This is a genomic window from Cedecea sp. P7760 (assembly GCF_013386425.1).
In the GTDB taxonomy this organism is placed as follows: Bacteria; Pseudomonadota; Gammaproteobacteria; order Enterobacterales; family Enterobacteriaceae; genus Cedecea; species Cedecea selenatireducens.
Genome location: NZ_JACARU010000026.1, coordinates 21854 through 40151, shown reverse-complemented (window position 1 = coordinate 40151; position 18298 = coordinate 21854). Strand labels below are relative to the sequence as shown.

At 56.4% G+C, this 18298-nt stretch carries 17 protein-coding genes and 2 tRNA genes; 6 read left to right on the top strand and 13 right to left on the bottom strand.

Annotated elements, in window-relative coordinates:
• Positions 1-25: 25 nt before the first annotated feature.
• The 4 genes from HX778_RS11540 to HX778_RS11525 are packed head-to-tail and all read right to left on the bottom strand — an operon-like array spanning position 26 to position 3445.
• Positions 26-529 (bottom strand): protein disulfide oxidoreductase, encoded by a 504-nt coding sequence (locus HX778_RS11540; RefSeq protein WP_176982044.1) that lies wholly within the window; start codon positions 527-529, stop codon positions 26-28.
• Positions 519-1148 carry a DsbA family protein gene (locus HX778_RS11535; RefSeq protein ID WP_176982043.1) on the bottom strand — a complete coding sequence of 210 codons (630 nt, stop codon included), beginning with the start codon at positions 1146-1148 and terminating at the stop codon, positions 519-521. Before HX778_RS11535 ends, HX778_RS11540 begins: the two co-directional genes overlap by 11 nt.
• A complete protein-coding gene (locus HX778_RS11530) occupies positions 1145-3031 on the bottom strand; it encodes a protein-disulfide reductase DsbD (protein ID WP_176982042.1) in 1887 nt (628 codons plus the stop codon). The genes HX778_RS11535 and HX778_RS11530 overlap by 4 nt, the downstream gene beginning before the upstream one ends.
• A gap of 48 nt (positions 3032-3079) precedes the next feature.
• Positions 3080-3445, bottom strand: a complete 366-nt coding sequence (locus HX778_RS11525) for a hypothetical protein (RefSeq protein ID WP_038481471.1) — start codon at positions 3443-3445, stop codon at positions 3080-3082.
• A gap of 191 nt (positions 3446-3636) precedes the next feature.
• Between HX778_RS11525 and HX778_RS11520 the strand changes: the two genes are divergently transcribed.
• Positions 3637-3712 (top strand) — tRNA-Asn (locus HX778_RS11520).
• A gap of 558 nt (positions 3713-4270) precedes the next feature.
• Positions 4271-4906, top strand: a complete 636-nt coding sequence (locus HX778_RS11515; protein WP_038481465.1) for an acyl-homoserine-lactone synthase — start codon at positions 4271-4273, stop codon at positions 4904-4906.
• A gap of 8 nt (positions 4907-4914) precedes the next feature.
• Here HX778_RS11515 and HX778_RS11510 read toward each other — a convergent pair whose 3' ends face one another.
• The 4 genes from HX778_RS11510 to HX778_RS11495 all read right to left on the bottom strand — a co-directional run bounded on the left by HX778_RS11510 (position 4915) and on the right by HX778_RS11495 (position 7804).
• Positions 4915-5619: a LuxR family transcriptional regulator gene (locus HX778_RS11510; protein ID WP_081948204.1), complete on the bottom strand. Its 705-nt coding sequence runs from the start codon at positions 5617-5619 to the stop codon at positions 4915-4917.
• Positions 5620-5774: 155 nt separating this feature from the next.
• Positions 5775-6428, bottom strand: coding sequence for an oxygen-insensitive NAD(P)H nitroreductase (gene nfsB, locus HX778_RS11505; RefSeq protein ID WP_176982041.1), 654 nt, complete (start codon positions 6426-6428; stop codon positions 5775-5777).
• A 61-nt stretch (positions 6429-6489) separates the two neighbouring features.
• Positions 6490-6795 (bottom strand): putative quinol monooxygenase, encoded by a 306-nt coding sequence (locus HX778_RS11500; protein WP_038481459.1) that lies wholly within the window; start codon positions 6793-6795, stop codon positions 6490-6492.
• A 1-nt stretch (position 6796) separates the two neighbouring features.
• On the bottom strand, positions 6797-7804 hold the full coding sequence (locus HX778_RS11495) for a zinc-binding alcohol dehydrogenase family protein (RefSeq protein WP_176982040.1): 1008 nt from the start codon (positions 7802-7804) through the stop codon (positions 6797-6799).
• Positions 7805-7915: 111 nt separating this feature from the next.
• On the opposite strand from HX778_RS11495, the gene HX778_RS11490 reads away from it, so the two are divergent.
• Positions 7916-8836 carry a LysR family transcriptional regulator gene (locus tag HX778_RS11490; protein WP_038481454.1) on the top strand — a complete coding sequence of 307 codons (921 nt, stop codon included), beginning with the start codon at positions 7916-7918 and terminating at the stop codon, positions 8834-8836.
• Here the strand turns inward: HX778_RS11490 and HX778_RS11485 are convergent.
• Complete coding sequence (locus tag HX778_RS11485) at positions 8833-10470, bottom strand: methyl-accepting chemotaxis protein (RefSeq protein ID WP_038481451.1); 1638 nt, start codon at positions 10468-10470, stop codon at positions 8833-8835. The two genes, HX778_RS11490 and HX778_RS11485, sit on opposite strands and share 4 nt — an antisense overlap.
• A gap of 200 nt (positions 10471-10670) precedes the next feature.
• On the opposite strand from HX778_RS11485, the gene HX778_RS11480 reads away from it, so the two are divergent.
• The 3 genes from HX778_RS11480 to HX778_RS11470 all read left to right on the top strand — a co-directional run bounded on the left by HX778_RS11480 (position 10671) and on the right by HX778_RS11470 (position 14135).
• Positions 10671-12125: an AMP nucleosidase gene (locus tag HX778_RS11480; protein ID WP_176982039.1), complete on the top strand. Its 1455-nt coding sequence runs from the start codon at positions 10671-10673 to the stop codon at positions 12123-12125.
• A 21-nt stretch (positions 12126-12146) separates the two neighbouring features.
• Positions 12147-13928, top strand: coding sequence for an aminopeptidase P family protein (locus HX778_RS11475; RefSeq protein ID WP_176982038.1), 1782 nt, complete (start codon positions 12147-12149; stop codon positions 13926-13928).
• Positions 13929-14059: 131 nt separating this feature from the next.
• Positions 14060-14135, top strand: a tRNA-Asn gene (locus tag HX778_RS11470).
• 58 nt (positions 14136-14193) lie between these two features.
• Here HX778_RS11470 and HX778_RS11465 read toward each other — a convergent pair.
• The 4 genes from HX778_RS11465 to HX778_RS11450 all read right to left on the bottom strand — a co-directional run bounded on the left by HX778_RS11465 (position 14194) and on the right by HX778_RS11450 (position 18286).
• On the bottom strand, positions 14194-14526 hold the full coding sequence (locus HX778_RS11465; RefSeq protein WP_038481446.1) for a type II toxin-antitoxin system PemK/MazF family toxin: 333 nt from the start codon (positions 14524-14526) through the stop codon (positions 14194-14196).
• On the bottom strand, positions 14527-14784 hold the full coding sequence (locus tag HX778_RS11460; protein WP_176982037.1) for an antitoxin: 258 nt from the start codon (positions 14782-14784) through the stop codon (positions 14527-14529).
• Positions 14785-15100: 316 nt separating this feature from the next.
• Positions 15101-16489: an APC family permease gene (locus HX778_RS11455; protein WP_038481440.1), complete on the bottom strand. Its 1389-nt coding sequence runs from the start codon at positions 16487-16489 to the stop codon at positions 15101-15103.
• Between the two features lie 378 nt (positions 16490-16867).
• Complete coding sequence (locus HX778_RS11450) at positions 16868-18286, bottom strand: glutamine synthetase family protein (protein ID WP_176982036.1); 1419 nt, start codon at positions 18284-18286, stop codon at positions 16868-16870.
• Positions 18287-18298 lie beyond the last annotated feature (12 nt).

Below are 18298 nucleotides of genomic sequence, written 5' to 3'. Positions count from 1 at the left end.
GCCGGTTATAAACCGACACGGTTATTCACATCCCGGCCCACCACAGGCGCATTTTCATTCCCCAGTAGCTCGTCCAGCCGCTGGTTGTAGACACCACCTTGCCTTTATCCACCACGACAAGCGTTGGCGTCACGTCAATCTTCCAGCTGCGGGATATTGCGCCGTCGGCGTCGTTAATAACCGGGAAGCTCACGCCTTTACGCGACAGCCAGCGGGAAACTTCGCTTTCATTGCCGGAGCGGAGCGCAATGGTTATCACGTTCTGCCCTTCGGCCTGCAGCTTCGCCACGTCCGGCGTGGTAAAACGGCACACCGCGCACCAGCTGGCCCAGAAGTAAACCAGCAGCGGGCGATCCGCACTCAGCGCACCGAGCGTGACGTTTTGCCCGTCTAGCGTGTACAGCGGGGTGCTGTCAAAAGCGGGAGGTGACTGAGGTGCGCGCCACCAGTCCATTACCAGCATCACGCCCGCCAGCAGCACCAGCAGAATTAATCCTTCTCGCAGCCAGCGCCGCAGCTTACTTGCCACGGGCGGCCGCCAGCTTTTCTTTGACCACTTCTTCCAGCGTTTCCCACGGCACCGCACCGGGGATCATTTCATCGCCAATAATGGTGGCTGGTGTGCCCTGCACGCCGACGATGCGCGCTAATTGAAGGTTGGTGCTTAAGGTTTCCATGCTTTTTTCATCCGGCTTTACCGGGGTTGCTCCGCTCTTTTCAACGGCTACCGCGATGCTCGCCGTATCGTGATAGCCCTTCTTCTGCATCAGCTTTTCATGCAGCGCCAGAAACTGTTCGGGATGCTGACGCCAGGTGGTCAGCACGGTTCGCGCCGACAGCACGGAGCTTTCTCCCTTAAACGGCAGCGGCTTCACAATCACCGCCACATCGGGATATTTCTGCACAATCTTCTCCAGCATCGGGTCGAGCTGCTTGCAGTACGGGCAATTGTAATCGGTGAAGTTCACCAGGGTTAATAGCGGTTTTTTGGCGCCGAAGCGCGGGCTGGCCGGGTCATTAAACAGCGCCTGCTCAATCAGCACTTCCAGCTGCTTTTGCTGCTCGGCGGAAAACGGAGCGGGCTCTTCTTTTGCCGCCAGCGCCAGGCCGGAGAACAGAGAGAGGATCAGAATAAAGGCGTATTTCATTGGGTTGTTCCTTTGGCTTCATCCAGGGTCGTCAGAACCGAGTCGCGAGACAGCAGCGTGGGCAGCACTTTGCCTTCCGGCAGGCCTGGGCCATAAATTTGGTTGAAAGGCACGGCAACCTGGCCGCGGCTTCTTAAAAAGTCGGTGATTTGCGGGGACGGCAGCGTCCAGTCACCGCGCAGGGCAACCACGTCCGGAGCCTGCAGCACGGCTTGCACGTCCTCTTTATTGAGCACGTTGTATTTGTTGGCTTTACAGGTGATACACCAGTCGGCGGTGACGTCGATAAACACACGTTTATGCTGCGCCAGCGCGTCCTGAATCGCCTGTTCGCTGAGCGGCTGCCAGGCAATATTTTCCTGCGCGGGCTTGCCGCCAGAAACCCCGAAATGCACCAGCAGCAGGCTTGCCAGCCAGATAGCCGACCCGAGCATCAGCAGGCCAAGCACGCGGCGCAGCCAGTTCATCCATTTCCCCGGACGCGGTAAGCGCATGGCAAGGCCGGGACGAAGCGCAATCAGCAGCCACGGCAGGCTCATGCCCAGCCCCAATGCCAGGAACAGCCCCCACAGAACCGGGTAGGAAGCGGTCAGCGCAACGGCTACCGCCGTGCCGAGGAAAGGCGCGCTGCACGGCGTTGCCAGCAGCGTGGCAAAAGCACCCTGCCAGAAATGCCCGGCCATGCCGTTGCCGCCCTGGGTAGCCAGGCGAGTGTTCATATTGGAGGAAAGTCGGAACTCGAACAGGCCAAACAGATTGGCGCTGAACACCAGCATCACCAGCGCCATAAAGCCGATGAACCACGGGTTCTGGAACTGGATGCCCCAGCCCAGCGCCTGGTTGGTCAGCCGCAGGGCGGTCATCAACAAGGCCAGTACCATAAAGGAAGCGATAATTCCTGCAACCGAGGCTAAAAACTGGCGGCGCACCAGACTTCTGTCTTTTTGCTGAACCAGCAGAATAGACCCGAGCTTCATGCCCAGCACGGGCAGCACGCACGGCATCAGGTTAAGGATAAGACCGCCCACCAGCGCCATCAGCACCACCTGCCAGAGCGGGAACGCGTCGTTTCCGCCTGCAGCGGCGGGAGCCGAACCAATAGTGAGCGTGTTTTGCTGGGCGATGCCGCTGTCAGCCAGCACCAGAGTGACCGATTTACCGCGTAGATCTGGCGCACCCTCGCCCCAGCCGTCGCTCACCGGCACCGTCGCCTGCAGCGTGTCGCCGTCGATGCGGAAGGTCGGCTTGCCCAGATCCGTATCTTCCGGTGGGTCAAGATAAAGCCCCGGATTCGTCCAGCCTCCGGCACGCACGGCGTCGATAACCAGGCTTCCCTGGCGGTAGCCCGCTTTTAGCGAATCCGTCAGCCCGCCTTCAACCGGCACCTGCCCCATCGCCTGAGCGAAGTCGTGAGCAAACGTAGCGTCCGCAGCCGTAGAGGTGACGGTAAAGGAATAATCGGTCAGCAGGCAAACGTTGCTGCAGGTGGAAAGCGTCAGCACGCCGCGAAGGGTTTCCGGCGCACGGCCATGAATAACCATCGGGATGGTGACCCGGTCGTGATAGCCCTGGGTCGTTATTCCGGCGACGTCAAAGCGCGCAGGCGTGGGCCAGAACCATTCCACCTTTGGCATATCCGCTTGCCAGGCAATAGACGGCGCAACGCCGCCTTCTCCCGGCGAGCGCCAGTAGGTTTTCCAGCCTTTCTCAAGCTTTACGTCCAGCAGAAGACGAGTTTCGTTATTGGCTGTGGTGTCCGCGCGCAGCCTGACGCTGGCGTGATCGTTATCCGGTGATTGTTGCCAGCCGGCCTCTGCCGCCCAGGATACGGGCAGCCATAGCATAAGCAGGCAAAGCAGCGCCTGCCTGAAGCGATTAAACATGTTTTTTCTCCGTAAATGATTAACTAACTGTCGGTAACAGCCGGTCTGTCATTCACGGAATACGCAGAAACGTAGATGCACCCTGAGGGTGGGAGGTGAAGTCGCTCTTGGAGGGGAAAACGGCATTCGCGTGGAACGCACGGGTGCCAGCAGTGAAAGCAGCAGGCAGAATACGAATAAGGCGCCGTCAAATAATACGGGCGGCACGCTCAGCAGTGATTTGGCGCTCAGCTCACAGGGCGTGACCGGGGCGTCACTGTCGGCCTGTGGGCTTTCGGACTGGGCAACAACGGCGCTGGCAACGGTTTGCATCTGCAACGCGTGCAGGCCCGCCATGCGTTGTGCGGTACAAACCAGTACCACGACACATGCCAGACAAAGAAACCATATTCCTATACGCTGCTGTTTTACCATTAGGCCCTCACTGTTTAACCCGGCCTATCTTAGCGGCTGGTGAAAGATTGGCAATCTTTGCGCTGTAAAGTTATGTCGGGGACTGATTTTAGCCGGGGGTTGATTGTTTTATCGGCAAACGATGCAAAAGATGTCTTGCAGGCTTTGACAAGCCAGAGCGCCCTCGCTAATATTCGCCCCGTTCACACGATTCCTCTGTAGTTCAGTCGGTAGAACGGCGGACTGTTAATCCGTATGTCACTGGTTCGAGTCCAGTCAGAGGAGCCATATTTAAGAAGCCCGCTTAAGGAAACTTAAGCGGGCTTTTTGCATCTGGATTTTTCATACAGCCTTTACGCCCTCACAAAATTCACTTTTCCCTCGCGCAAGGCATTCACTTTTTTAATTCGTCGGCTACTATTCAACTGTGCCGTACGCTTTTCGCGCGATCAAAGCCCTCTGTTTTATAAAATAATTTTCCGCCTGCAGGCCGTTATGTTAGTAAATTTTCACGAAGAAATGCGGCATATTGTAGAGAACGGCGGAGAACGTGTAGCGATCCTGAGAGATATAAAAGAAAAGCCCCCGCATGAGCGAGGGCTTAATTTTCTTTATTTTTATTTTTCGTAATGTAAAATTACAAGTGCTTACAATCTTGTGCATCGGGAAATCGGTGTACTAGATAATAATCTGTGAACATTTCCCTTGGTGTTGCTCAGGTCTTTGACCGCCTGACCAGTTTGCGTGTTGGCGCGGCCGGTCAGGATTTTTTTAGTTTAGAGAAGGCCTTAGGCAAAAAAAAGCTGTCTTTAAGTACAGGGGGACTTCCACATACAGGGATACGCTATGTGTTCTGCAATTGAATTTTTTATAAGTCATCATAATGATTTACACCCTGGTCTTGCCCGGGAGCTGTATGCGTTGCGCAAAAAAACATTTCATGAACGGCTCGAATGGGATGTGAAATGTGAAGATAATCTGGAAAGAGATCAGTTCGATAACGAGAATACAACTTATTTAATGGGCATGTCGGAAGGCCAATTGTTTTGTGGCGCGCGCTTTATTGACGCTAAATACCCGACAATGACCGATGAAATATTTCATCAATATTTCAATAATATTAGTTTACCAAAAGATATTCCATGCTGTGAAATCACCCGATTATTCCTCGACAAAGAACGTCGTGACGACGGTAATTTACGCACCCTGCCCGCCAGCAAAGCCTTATTCCTGGCGATGATTATGTATTGCATTAAAAACGGCTATCCCGGCATGCACGCGGTAACCAGTCGTGGGATGTACGCCATTTTCCGTCAGGCAGACTGGAAAGTTGAGGTGATTCAGAAAGGGCTCTCAGAGAAGGGCGAGGCGGTTTATTATATTTTTATGCCCGCCAATCAACAGATTATCGAAGACATTATCAATAAAGACAACAACAGCGCATGGCTGCGCGACACGCTTACACAGCTCAACCACCTGTAGTATTTCGGTCAGGCGTTCAGGTCCAACAAGCGGAGTTCGATACTTAATTTGACCGCGTGGCGGGCATTGTTTACGCCCAGCTTTTTCATGGCATTGCCCATGTGGAATTTTACCGTACGCTCGGTGATTGAGAGAATCACGGCGATTTCTGCATACGTTTTACCGGCATAAACCCACTGCAAAATTTGCTGCTCACGCGGCGACAGGAAGACGTTTTTTTTCTGCCGAATATCGCTGTATAAATTCAGCATCTTTTGATGCAGCCTGATAAAGAAAGCAATCACCGCTTCGCGGTTTTCTGTCAGGTTAGCGTCGGAAGGCTGATGGCTGATCAGCGAGAGCACCACAAGGTTATTAACATAGTCATGCAGCGGGTACGTATGCCCCTGAACGATGTTGTGCTGCGAGCCTTCGTCAAAAATACGTTTCAGCGTATACCCGGAAGAGACCATCATGCCGCTGTCCCAGGAGAAATCCTCGAGGCTGCTGAGAGACCGGACAATCACCGGGTCAATAAACTGATATTTATTTTCGAGATAGATGTTAAACCATTGCGGATTGTTATTGATAATACGCATCTGGGAAGGGTCTTTCTTATTCATCACAGCATACGCATAGGTCGTATGTTTGTAATTCAGAATAAATTCATCAAGTTCGCGCTGAATTAATGAATTTACCTTGCTGTCATTATAATACGTGTCCTTCACAACCATGGCCATCCGTAGAATTAAGAGAGCAAAGTATAGATCATTTCCCCCCTCTTTCCACGCCTCAATGCCCCCAATCTGATGAATAAGCGCAGGAATGGCCTAATATCCATTCCTGCGCGCAGGGAAAATAAAAGTTAAATCACGTTATCATCACGCACTTAGATCTCTGTCAGGATCTGACTAAAATCAAGACGCGACTTCGGCAGCCTGCCGTTAAAGTCCTCCACGCTACGGTAGCCCAACGCCACCATCACCACGCTGGTAAGGCCTTTCTCACGCAGGCCAAACTCTTCGTCCAGCACGGCGGCGTCAAACCCTTCAATCGGCACGGCATCAATATTCAGGGTGGAGACGCCCAGCAGCAGCGTGCCCAGGTTGAGATAAACCTGCTTCTCCATCCAGTGCTGCGCATCTTTCAGGTCAAAACGGTGCTTATTGGCATAGAAAGAGCGGCCTTTGTGCTGCCCTTCTTTTGCCTGCTCGGTGGCAAAACGCCCGTCTTCCTGCTCTTTTTGCAGCAGCGTATGCAGATGAGCATCGTCGTAGGTAGTTTTCGCGCAGAACACCACGACATGTGAAGCATCCAGCACTTTGGGCTGGTTTGCCGCGTAAGGCCCGGTGGTCGCTTTCGCGATACGCGCTTTGCCTTCATCCGTGCTCGCCAGAATAAAGTGCCACGGCTGCGAGTTGGTGCTTGAAGGACTGAGGCGCAGCAGATTTTTAATCTTATCCACATCTTCGGCGGCAATTTTTTTAGCAGCATCGAAAGCTTTCGTCGCATAACGGCGGGAGGCAGCATCAATAATGTTCATGATTTTTCCTGAATAAGTCTTTGTGTTTTGCAGCGGCCTGCCTGGCCGCCGCGCATATAAGTTAAACGGCAACTTCGTCCAGCGGCACCAGCTTCAGCGGTTCCGCCAGCAGGGCGTCCATCTGCTGCACAAATGCCTGGAAGTGAGGCAGCGAATTGTGCAGATCAAGCGCCTGCTGGCCCCGCCACGACTCGCGGACATAAAACGTATCAGGCGCTTGTTGAAGCTGGAACAGCGTGTAATCGAGGCAGCCCGGTTCAAGGCGGCTCGGCGCAACCAGCGCTTTCAACGCGGCTTTCAGATTATCCTGCTGACCGGCTTTCGCCTTCAGCATTGCAATAATGGTCAGCGTTTCCGTCGTCGCCATATCAGAAGCCCTCCAGCACAATTTTGCCCACCGCACGCCCGGTTTCCAGCAGCGCGTGGGCGCGGCGCAGGTTGTCCGCGTTAATCGTGCCATAATGTTCGCCAAGCGTGGTTCTCAACACGCCCTGGTCGATAAGCTTCGCCACGCGCGTCAGCAGGTTGTGCTGTTCAATAATATCGCTGGTGACGAACATCGAACGGGTAAACATAAACTCCCAATGCAGCGAAATGCTTTTGGCCTTCAGCGCGCGAACGTCCAGCGCAACCGGGTCATCAATCAGCGCAAATTTCCCCTGCGGAATGAGCGCTTCGATCAGCTGGGCATAATGCTCCTCGGTGTTGGTCAGGCTGGCAACATGCGTGACGTGCTTCACGCCAATACGCTGCAACTCTTCGGTCAGCGGTTTGCTGTGGTCGATAACGTGGTGTGCGCCAAGCTCGGTCACCCACTTCTGGCTTTCAGGGCGAGAAGCTGTGCCAATGACCGTGACTTTTGTCAGCCTGCGGGCTAGCTGGGTCAGGATAGAACCCACGCCACCGGCCGCGCCGACGATCAGCAGCACTTCACCTTCGCTGCCGTTTTCCTGAATGCCCAGGCGGTCAAAGAGCATTTCCCAGGCTGTGATCGCCGTCAGCGGCAACGCGGCCGCTGCGGCATTTTCTACGGACTGAGGCTTAAGCGCCGCAATGCGCTCATCCACCAGCTGATATTCGCTGTTGCTGCCGGGGCGGGTCAGCGAACCGGCGTACCATACCGCGTCGCCTGGTTTGAACAGCGTCACGGCTTCGCCTGTTTCCACAACGGTGCCTACCGCATCCCAGCCCAGCACGCGAGGCGTGTCGCTGCTAAAGCCGCTGCGGACTTTGGTATCCACCGGGTTGACGGAAATGGCGTTCACCGCCACCAGGATGTCGTGGCCCTGAGCAACAGGTTTTGGCAGCGTAATCTCCTGCAGCGCGTCAATATTGCTGCCGTCTTTCGCAGCGCGGGTAATAGCAATAGCTTTCATAGCAGCTCCAATAAGGTAATGGGTTCATCAATTGAGTAAAATCATGGTACAAGGAGCGCGGAAGGTGAAAAACAGGCGCCAGGAAACAACACTTATACTCGGAGAGTGAAAATGCTCAGGCTGGAAGACCTTACCCTGTTTGTCAGGGCCGCGGCGTTAAACAGTTTTAGCGATACCGCCAGAGAAGCCGGGCTGCAGCCAGCCCAGGTGAGCACGGCCATTAAGCGCCTGGAGCAAAACCTCAATATTCGCCTGTTCGCCCGCTCTACCCGCAGCCTGAGGCTCACGCCGGAAGGCGAAGCGTGGCTGCCCTATGCCATGCAGGTATTGCAAACCCTTGATGCCGGCTACGAGCAGATCCAGCCTCCCAGCGACGAAGTGCGAGGTACGCTGCAAATCGCCGTCCCTTCCGACCTGGGCCGTAATTTGCTGCTCGACGTTTTCCGTCAGTTTCGCAGCACTTACCCGGCGCTGAGCCTGAAGCTTCTGTTTTCCGACAGGATAACCGACGTGTTTAAAGACCCTGTGGATGTGGCCTTTCGCTATGGCAACAACGATGATGCGTCTTACATCGCCCTGCCCGTCGCGCCAGAAAATCGCCGCGTGCTCGTGGCGTCTCCGGCCTATCTTGAACGTAATGGCGAGCCGCAAACCCTTGCCGACCTGGCTCAGCACAACGCGCTCACGTTTGTGCTTCGCGGGCGGGTGCACAATAGCTGGTCGTTTAGCCTGCACGGCAAAGAGCAGCAGGTGGCGGTGAAAGGCACGATGATGAGCGATGATGCGGAAGTGATTCATCGGCTGGCGGTCAAAGGCGAAGGCATTACCTATAAATCCTGGCTGGACGTGAGCGAAGATGTGCAGGCAGGCCGCCTGAAGCTGCTGCTGCCGCAGTACGAAGGGGATAGCATTCCGCTGAATATGATTTGCCCGCACCGTAAACAGCTGTCTGCCACGGTGCGGTTACTGCACGAAGCGGTCAAAGCGCGCTGCGAAAACGCAATGCGCACCCTGCCCACGATAGAAAGTTAAAACGTTACCCAGTCATCCCCCGCCGCGCCAGCAGCGGCGACTTTCGCCTGAGGTTTTACCTTCGTTTCCACCACGGCCTGTTCTTCACGCCCGGACAGGCGGAATCGCGCCACCGCTTTTTGCAGCATTTCAGTCTGGCCTTCGAGCGCCGCCGCAGCCGCAGAGATCTGCTCGACAAGGGCGGCGTTTTGCTGGGTCACGCTGTCCATTTCGCTGACCGCCACGCTCACCTGCGAAATCCCCTTGCTCTGCTCGTCGGTCGCCGAGGCAATTTGCTTCATGATTTGCGTAGTATCGGAGACGGCCTTCAGCACCTCTTTCATGGTGTTGCCCGCTTCATTGACCAACGCCGCACCGCTGTTAACCCGGTTCACCGAATCGGCAATCAGCGTTTCAATCTCTTTCGCAGCGCCCGCGCTACGGCTGGCCAGATTGCGTACTTCACCCGCCACCACCGCAAAACCTCTGCCCTGCTCGCCTGCTCTGGCGGCTTCTACGGCGGCGTTAAGCGCCAGGATATTGGTCTGGAATGCAATGCTGTTGATGACGCTGGTGATTTCACTGATTTTACGGGAGCTGTCGGAGATCCCTTCCATCGTGACCACCACGTCCCCAACCAGCTTGCCGCTGCGGCTGGCGGTTTGCGACGCTTTCTCCGCAATGCTGCTGGCCTGGCGGGCGTTCTCGGCGTTAAATTTTACCGTGGCGGTCAGCTGTTCCATGCTGGCGGCGGTTTCTTCCAGCGCGGCGGCCTGCTCTTCGGTGCGCGAAGAGAGATCGTTGTTGCCGGAGGAGATTTCCGCCGACCCACGATAGATATTCTCCGTGCCGCTGCGAATGGCGCTGACCGCATCGCGAAGGCTGGCCTGCATCTCGGCAAGCAACGGGAACAGTTTGCCTACGCAATTGCGCCCAAAGTCCTCCACGGGATGGCTGAGATCGCCTTTTGCGATAACCGAGAAATGTTCACGAATGCGATCCAGCGGCTTCACCAGCAGGTTCACGAGGTAGCGGTCGGTAAACAGCAGGATCAGCAGACCAATAACAATCGCCACCAGCACGGTGATTTTCATCAGCCGGGTTAGCGAGTCTACGGCCACTCGGGTGCGGTCCAGACGTTCTTCGGCCACGGCGGTAAATTTGCTGCTGCTGGCCCCAAACGCCCTGCTCAGGGGCGGCGTAACCTGGGTGGCCTGCTGGCGATAATCTCCCGCACTCCCCTGCTGAGCAAGCTGCATCTGTACCGCCACGCCGTTATCCAAAAGCTGCTGCCATTTTGCTATCACGTCGGCGGAAACCAGCGGGTCCATCGGGCCCGGTGAAACGCTTTTCAGGCGCTCAAGCTCGCTTTTCATGTTATCCAGCGCTTCCTGCACGGGCTTAAACTCGGCAGTTTCGCCTGCGGCCTTCGCTTCCATCACCCGCGACAGGCGGGTAATAAAGCGGAAGTACTGGTCATTCCCTTTGCTGAGAATCGTCATCTGTGACACCAGCTGATGATCAACGGCGTTACCGTCCCCAAGCTTCGCCAGTGAATAGACGGTAAACACGCCGACGGCCGACCACAGCAGGCAGAACAGCCCCAGCACGGTGAGCATCACCCTGCGTACGGTAAAATTCTTAAACATCCCCATGTTGTTCCCCTAATCATTATTGTCGTTATCCCATTAATCTCGGGTATCAAAGGAGTTATCGGCAGTCTTTGCGCGGGTATTCATTTATTTGTGATGAATTTTTTATGAGGCTCGCAACTCGGGCCCGGTTCCCCTTCCGTTCTGCTCCCGGCATGACATACTGAATGTCTAATCCGGCCTGAACCGGTAAAGGAGAATCAATGAATAATAACGCTGTATGCCAGGGGCTGACGCCTGCTGAGGCCCTGGATAAGCTGGAAGCCCTGTACGAAACTTCGGTAACCGCCCTTCGCGACGCGATTGCCCTTTACACTCAACAAGGCACGCTGCCGGACGTCGACGCCCGCTCCGACGGGCTGTTTGTCTACCCTGAACTGCGCGTCAGCTGGGACGGCGTTCCCCGTGGCCCCAAAAATACCCGCTCCTACGCCCGCTTTACCCACTCCGGCAGCTACACCACCACGGTGACTCGCCCCGCATTGTTCCGCGACTATCTGAACGAACAGCTGAGCCTGTTGTGTGAAGACTATGGCGTCCACATCGAGGTTGGGCCTTCTCAGCACGAGATCCCTTACCCTTACGTGCTCGACGGCCTGAACCTCGACCGCACCATGAGCGCCGGGCTGACGCGCCATTTCCCGACCACCGAGCTGTCGCAGATTGGCGATGAAACCGCCGACGGCCTGTTCCACCCGACGGAAGCCTGGCCGCTGTCGCACTTTGACGCCCGCCGCGTGGATTTCTCGCTGGCACGCCTGCGCCACTACACCGGCACGCCGGTTGAGCACTTCCAGCCTTTCGTGCTGTTCACCAACTACACCCGCTATGTGGACGAGTTCGTCCGCTGGGGCTGCCAGCAGATACTCGACCCGGACAGCCCGTACATCGCCCTCTCCTGCGCCGGTGGCACCTGGCTTACCGCCGAAACGGAAGCCCCGGAAGAAGCCATTTCTGACCTGGCGTGGAAAAAGCACCAGATGCCTGCCTGGCACCTGATCGACAAAAACGGCAGCGGCATTACGCTGATTAACATTGGCGTGGGCCCGTCAAACGCCAAAACCATCTGCGACCACCTCGCGGTGCTGCGCCCGGATGCCTGGCTGATGATTGGCCACTGCGGCGGCCTGCGCGAAAGCCAACAGATTGGCGATTACGTGCTGGCACACGCCTACCTGCGCGATGACCACGTGCTGGACGCGGTGCTGCCGCCGGATATCCCGATTCCAAGCATCGCCGAAGTGCAGCGTGCGCTTTACGACGCCACCAAACAGGTCAGCGGCATGCCGGGCGAAGAAGTTAAACAACGCCTGCGCACCGGGACGGTGGTCACCACCGATGACCGAAACTGGGAGCTGCGCTATTCTGCCTCCGCGCTGCGCTTTAACCTTAGCCGCGCGGTGGCTATCGACATGGAAAGCGCCACCATTGCCGCGCAGGGTTACCGCTTCCGTGTGCCATACGGCACGCTGCTGTGCGTTTCCGACAAACCTCTTCATGGGGAAATCAAACTGCCGGGCCAGGCCAACCGCTTCTATGAAGGGGCGATTTCCGAACACCTGCAAATTGGCATTCGCGCCATTGATTTGCTTCGCGCAGAAGGCGAAAAGCTGCACTCGCGCAAGCTGCGTACCTTCAACGAGCCGCCGTTCCGTTAACAAAAATAATAAGGAAGCTGGATGCAACACACTTCATCACTTGGCGCCCTGCGTGCGCTACTCAAAGAACGCGAGCTGGATGGGATCATCGTGCCGCGTGCCGACGCCCATCAGAGCGAAGATTGTGCCGCTCATGATAATAAACTGGCGTTTATCAGCGGCTTTACCGGGTCAGCCGGGCTGGCGCTGATCCTCGCCGACCGCGCCCTGCTGTTCGTGGACGGGCGCTACCAGGTTCAGGCTCGCCATCAGGTGAACCTGCAGGAATTTGAGATTCATCACCTGCACGAGGAGCCGCTGCACCTGTGGCTGCGGGACAACCTGCCTGCGGGCAAACGCATCGCCTTCGAGCCGCTGCTGATGGTTAACAGCCAGTACGAAAGCCTGCGCACCAGCGGCTGTGACCTGGTGGCGGTGGATGACGACCCGCTCGACACGATCTGGCCAGACCGCCCTGCGGCACCCTGCGGGGAAATCAGCGCCATGCCGGAGGAAATCAGTGGCGAAAGTTCTGCCTCAAAACGCGATCGTGTGGCGCAGGCGCTACACAAAGCCGGGGCCGATTATCTGGCTCTGACGCTGCCGGACAATATCGCCTGGCTGCTGAACGTGCGCGGCTCGGATATTGCGATGAACCCGGTACCTCACTCCTTCGCGCTGGTGAGCGCCGACGGCGGCATTGAGTGGTTTGTTGACGAGGGCAAACTGCACAATCTGGATAAAGCCCAGCTCAGCGGCATATCTCACAGCCCGATGGGTGAATTCCTCGCCCGCTGCCAGCAGGCGGCGGCAGGTAAACGTATTCTGATTGATGCAGACTCTGCGCCGGTCGCGGTGCGCTTTGCCGTCGAGCAAGGTGGCGGCAGCGTGTTGTGGGCACCCGACCCTATTACCCTTATCAAATCCAATAAGAATGAAACCGAGCTGGCGGGCTACCGCGACAGCCACGTCGAAGACGGCGTGGCCTGGGTGAATTTCCTGAGCTGGCTAACCCATGAAGTGCCGCTGCGCGAGGCCGCAGGCAACCCGGTCACCGAGCTGGAAGCCCAGGAAAAACAGCTGAGCTTCCGCCAGCAAGGTGCCACTTTTACCGAGCAGAGCTTCAGCACCATTTCCGCAGCGGGCAGCAACGCCGCAATGTGCCATTACCACTCTTCACCGGAAACGAATTTCGCCCTCACCGGCGACCAGTTCTACCTGAATGATTCCGGCGGGCAGTATATCAACGGCACGACGGACGCCACGCGCACGCTCAGCTTTGGCGAGCTGGACGCGACCCGGCGCCTGCATTACACCGCCGTGCTGAAAGGCTTCCTGGCGCTGATCTCGCTGCAGTTTCCGCAGGGGACTCAGGGCCACCAGCTCGATGCCTTTGCCCGTCGCCCGCTTTGGGAACTTGGGCTGGATTACGACCATGGCACAGGGCATGGCGTCGGCCATCGGCTGATGATCCATGAAAACCCGCACCGCATGGCGAAGAAGGTGAACCCGTGGCCGATGCTTCCGGGCAACATCATCACCATCGAGCCGGGTTATTACCTGGCGTATAGCCACGGGATCCGCATCGAAAACCAGGTCGAGGTGGTTGCCTCCCGGCCGGGCTTCTGCAAGTTCTCGTCGCTGACGCTTATCCCTATTGACCTGTCGGCGGTAGATTTTGATTTGCTGAGTACCCAGGAGATAGCCTGGCTTGATGATTACCACCGGCAGGTGCGCCAGACGCTCTCTTCGCGCGTTGGGGAAGAAACCCGCCGCTGGCTTGCTTCAGCTACGGAACCGGCCAGCGTTCAGCGACGCCGGTAACCGCTCAAGGGCCGCAGAAATGCGGCCTTTTTCATTGATTTGCTGGATTAATCGGCAGTTGAACGCATTTCACCAAAACAGCCTTTGACAACCCAGACTCACCCCGCTAGTATTCGCCCCGTTCACACGATTCCTCTGTAGTTCAGTCGGTAGAACGGCGGACTGTTAATCCGTATGTCACTGGTTCGAGTCCAGTCAGAGGAGCCATATTTAAGAAGCCTGCTTAGGAAACTAAGCAGGCTTTTTGCTTTTGTATGTGTTGAGATTAACTCAGAATAGCGTCCAGCCTTGCCAGCACTTCATTCACAATAGCCTCGGGTAGACGTTCCAGACGCTTACCATTTCTGGCCGCCATATCAATCGTTCTCGGTTGATCACAGCGAATAACACCCGTCGTTTTGGTCTCAGCATCATCCAGTGAAACGGTAAAACCGGCTGTACGGGCAAAGTTTCCTCCGCTGGTGACAGGAACAACAACGGGTAGTCGGGTCAGCTTGTTAAACGATGCCTTCGAGACGATAAGTACCGGACGCTTTCCACTTTGCTCGTGACCGGCAATTGGATCCAGTGAAACGAGCCAGATTTCCCCTCTGTCCATTTACAGGATCTCCTTGCCTACCGCAGGCGAATCAATCCATTCTCGATCCTCTTCACTCATTTCGGCGTGCGGGTCGCACTGCGCCAGCAGTTCCTCAAGCGAATAACGAGGCCGTTTCTGGGGTTCAATAATCAGGCAGCCATTATCAATGGTCATGCCCACTTCGCTGTCCGTCGACAGCTCCAACGTTTTCAGCACGGCGGGAGGAACCGCCAGCATGATAGAGCCGCCGACCTTTTTAAGGCGAGTTTTATGCATAGAGCACCTCCGAATATTATATTTTAATATAACATTCACGGTAGGGGATGCACAATTATTCATCAGATTCATTGTGATTTCCTTAGCGTAATAGTGCGTAAAGCAAGTCTTAATCCATCGAAGGGCAGATCCGGCATTTTTCAAGTAAGAAGGCCGATAATAGAAAACTCTTTCTGCGGTTCAAAGGATTATGGCGGTTTGGATAAACGAAATGCGGCGCAGTTTCCGTATTCGGGCTGCGCCGGAGGAAGATCGAAGGTGAAAAGCCCGCTTAACCTTCTTAAGCGGGCTTTTTATTCTCTAACGCGGCCTGGCTTTACTCCCAGGCACGCTCGGCCTTGCTGGCGTCAAACACCGGCGGTGGCCTGCGGAAACGGCGGGTCAGGAAGGTCAGGTACAGGACGCCGACCGCGGCCCACACCAGCCCGAGCGTCAGGGAAGTCACTTCCAGGTTCACCCACAGCACCGCCACCGTTGTCGCGCCGATCAGCGGCAGAATGAGGTAGTGCAGCTTCTCACGCCAGGTTTTGTTGCGGCCTTCGCGACGCCAGAAGTGGTTAAACACCGACAGGTTAACGAAGGTAAAGGCCACCAGCGCGCCGAAGTTGATCAGCGCCGTCGCCGTCACCAGGTCGAAGAACAGCGCGGACAGCGCCACGATGCCCACCATGATCACGTTCAGCGCCGGGGTGCGCCATTTAGGGTGCACGTAGCCGAAGTATTTTTCCGGGAACACGTTGTCGCGTCCCATCACGTAGAGCAAGCGTGAAACGCTGGCATGAGAGGCAAGACCGGAAGCCAGGGTATTCACGAAGGTCGTGCAGAGGAAAATCGACTGGAACAGCTTGCCGCCGACGTACAGCGCAATTTCCGGCAGCGCCGCGTCCGGGTTTTTGAAGCGACTGATGTCCGGGAAGAACAGCTGCATAAAGAACGACGCCACGATAAAGATAATGCCGCCGTAGGCTGCGGTCAGAAAAATGGCTTTAGGAATGGTGCGGGCCGCGTCGGGTGTCTCTTCCGAAAGCGTGGTGACCGCGTCAAAGCCGAGGAACGAGAAGCAGACTATCGTCGCGCCGGTAATCACCGGGATCAGGTGTGCATTTTCGCTGATAAACGGCTGCAGCGACCACACGGTCCCCACGCCCTCACCTTTATGCAGCCCCTGCACCACCAGAATGATAAACACCACCATGATGGCGACCTGTACCAGCACAAACAGGGTATTGAAGTTCGCCACCAGATTAACGCTCTTCAGGTTGGCAGCCGTCAGAATGCAAACAAAGCCCACCACCCAAATCCACGGCGGGACTTCCGGGAACAGCGCCGAAAGGTAAATTTTTGCCAGCAGGACGTTGATCATTGGCAGGAACAGATAGTCCAGCAGCGACGACCAGCCCACCATAAAACCCACGTGCGGGCTAATGGCCTTTTGGGCATAGGTATAGGCTGAACCCGCCTGCGGGAACTGGCGCACCAGCTTGCCGTAGCTGATGGCGGTAAACAGCACGCCAGCCAGCGCCAGCAGATAGGACGCAGGCACGTGGCCGTCGCTGATGCCGGACACGATACCAAAGGTATCAAACACCGACATTGGCGTGAGATAGGCCAGCCCCATCACCACTACCTGCCAGAGTTTTAGAGATTTGCGCAGCTGCGGCTTACCCGCCTGCGAAGCGATGTCTACGGAGGAATTAGTCGCCATGACGATGTCCCCCCACGCGGATACAGGTTTGCGAAGCGTTCTTCGTTCGGGCAAACCTGCTTAGCCTGGGGGTTAATCGTAACTGTCGGGGAATTGTTATCGGACTCACGCACGCCGCTGGCCCGTCGTTATCAATACGGCAGCAGCGTTCGCCCTCGCCGTGCGGATATTTAAACATTTGCGTCTGCATCATCTCATTTCCTCGTCGTACACATTGTCGTTAACAGAAGACCCGTTGCCGCCTGCGCTCCGTTACGCGACTTCGGGAAATGGCAGGTTGCCCTGCAAAACGTCCGGACTGGCTCCGCTCAGCCCGCATGATGCTACTTATTTATCGGCTTGCCCGGCCACGCTTGCTCCACCGGGCAGGAGCCACTATCAGGCGTTTTTCAACATCCACTCAATTTCAGTTTCCGTGATTAAACGCTCAAACTGCACCAGCTCATCGTGCTTACACGCGTGGAAAACGTGGCTGAAACGCTCGCCCAGCAGTTCGCGCAGATGATCGTTCTGAGTGAACTCCCACAGCGCGTCGCTCTGGCGAATCGGGAACGGCAGCCCTTCCTGCTCCAGCCCGTTGCCCTCAACTTCTTCCTGCAGCGGCAGGTCGGTATCCAGGCCGTGTAAAATCCCGGCGAGGATCGTCGCCATCACCAGATACGGGTTGGCATCCGCCCCCGCCACGCGGTACTCCACGCGGTGGTTGTCCCTGTCACCGCACGGAATACGCAGCGCCACGGTACGATTGTTATGCCCCCATGAAGCCTGAGTCGGGACGTACATCCCCGGCTGGAAGCGGCGCCACGAGTTCACGTTCGGCGCCAGCAACGCCATAGAAGACGGCATCAGGTGGATCATGCCCGCCAGCGCACGTTTCAGCAGCGCAGAGTCTTCGCCGTCGGCGTCCGCCAGCACGTTTTCGCCTTTGTTATTCAGCACGCTGATGTGGATATGCATCCCGCTGCCCGCATGCTCTTCGTAAGGCTTCGCCATAAAAGTGGCGTGCATCTTATGCTTCTCTGCGACAGTTCGCACCAGGCGTTTTAACGCTAACGCATCATCGCAGGCATCCAGCACGTTATCGGTGTGATGGAGGTTGATTTCGAACTGGCCTGGCGAGGCTTCTGCCACCGCGCCATCCGCCGGGATCAGCTGCAGGCGAGCCAGATCGTCGATGTCGGTCAGCACATCGGCAAAGTGGTTCAGGTTATCGACGGAATAGACCTGGCTTTGGGTATTACGGTCGTCGGTGCCCGGCGCGCAAGGCGGCTGCAGGTAGCCTTCTGCATCGCGCTGGCGATCGATTAAATAGAACTCCAGCTCTACCGCTACCACGGGGAACAGGCCGCGCTGGCGCAGCTGCTGCCAGAGTCGGTTCAGCACGTTCCGCGGCTCAACGTCAAAGGGAGCGCCATCTTCGTCCAGCATGGTGAGCATCATCTGGCCGATAAACTCGGGATCTGCCGCCGACGGCGTCAGCGTTCCCGGCACCGGCACACAGCGGCGATCCGGCTCGCCCAGTTCCTGCCCAAGCCCGGCCTCTTCTACTACATTGCCGAGGATATCCATGGCAAACACCGACGCCGGGAAATAACAGCCCTTCTCTACCTTACGCAGACCGGCGATCGGAATACGTTTTCCGCGGAAACAGCCGTTCAGGTCAGTAAGCAGGACATCGACATATTGGGTATTGGGATAACGCTCAAGAAAGGTATTCACTTCGCGTGCAAACGCGCTACTTCGTCTCTCTTCGGAATGCTGAACAAAATTCTCAACTTCTACGATATTGGTTTCCATGATTCACCGCCG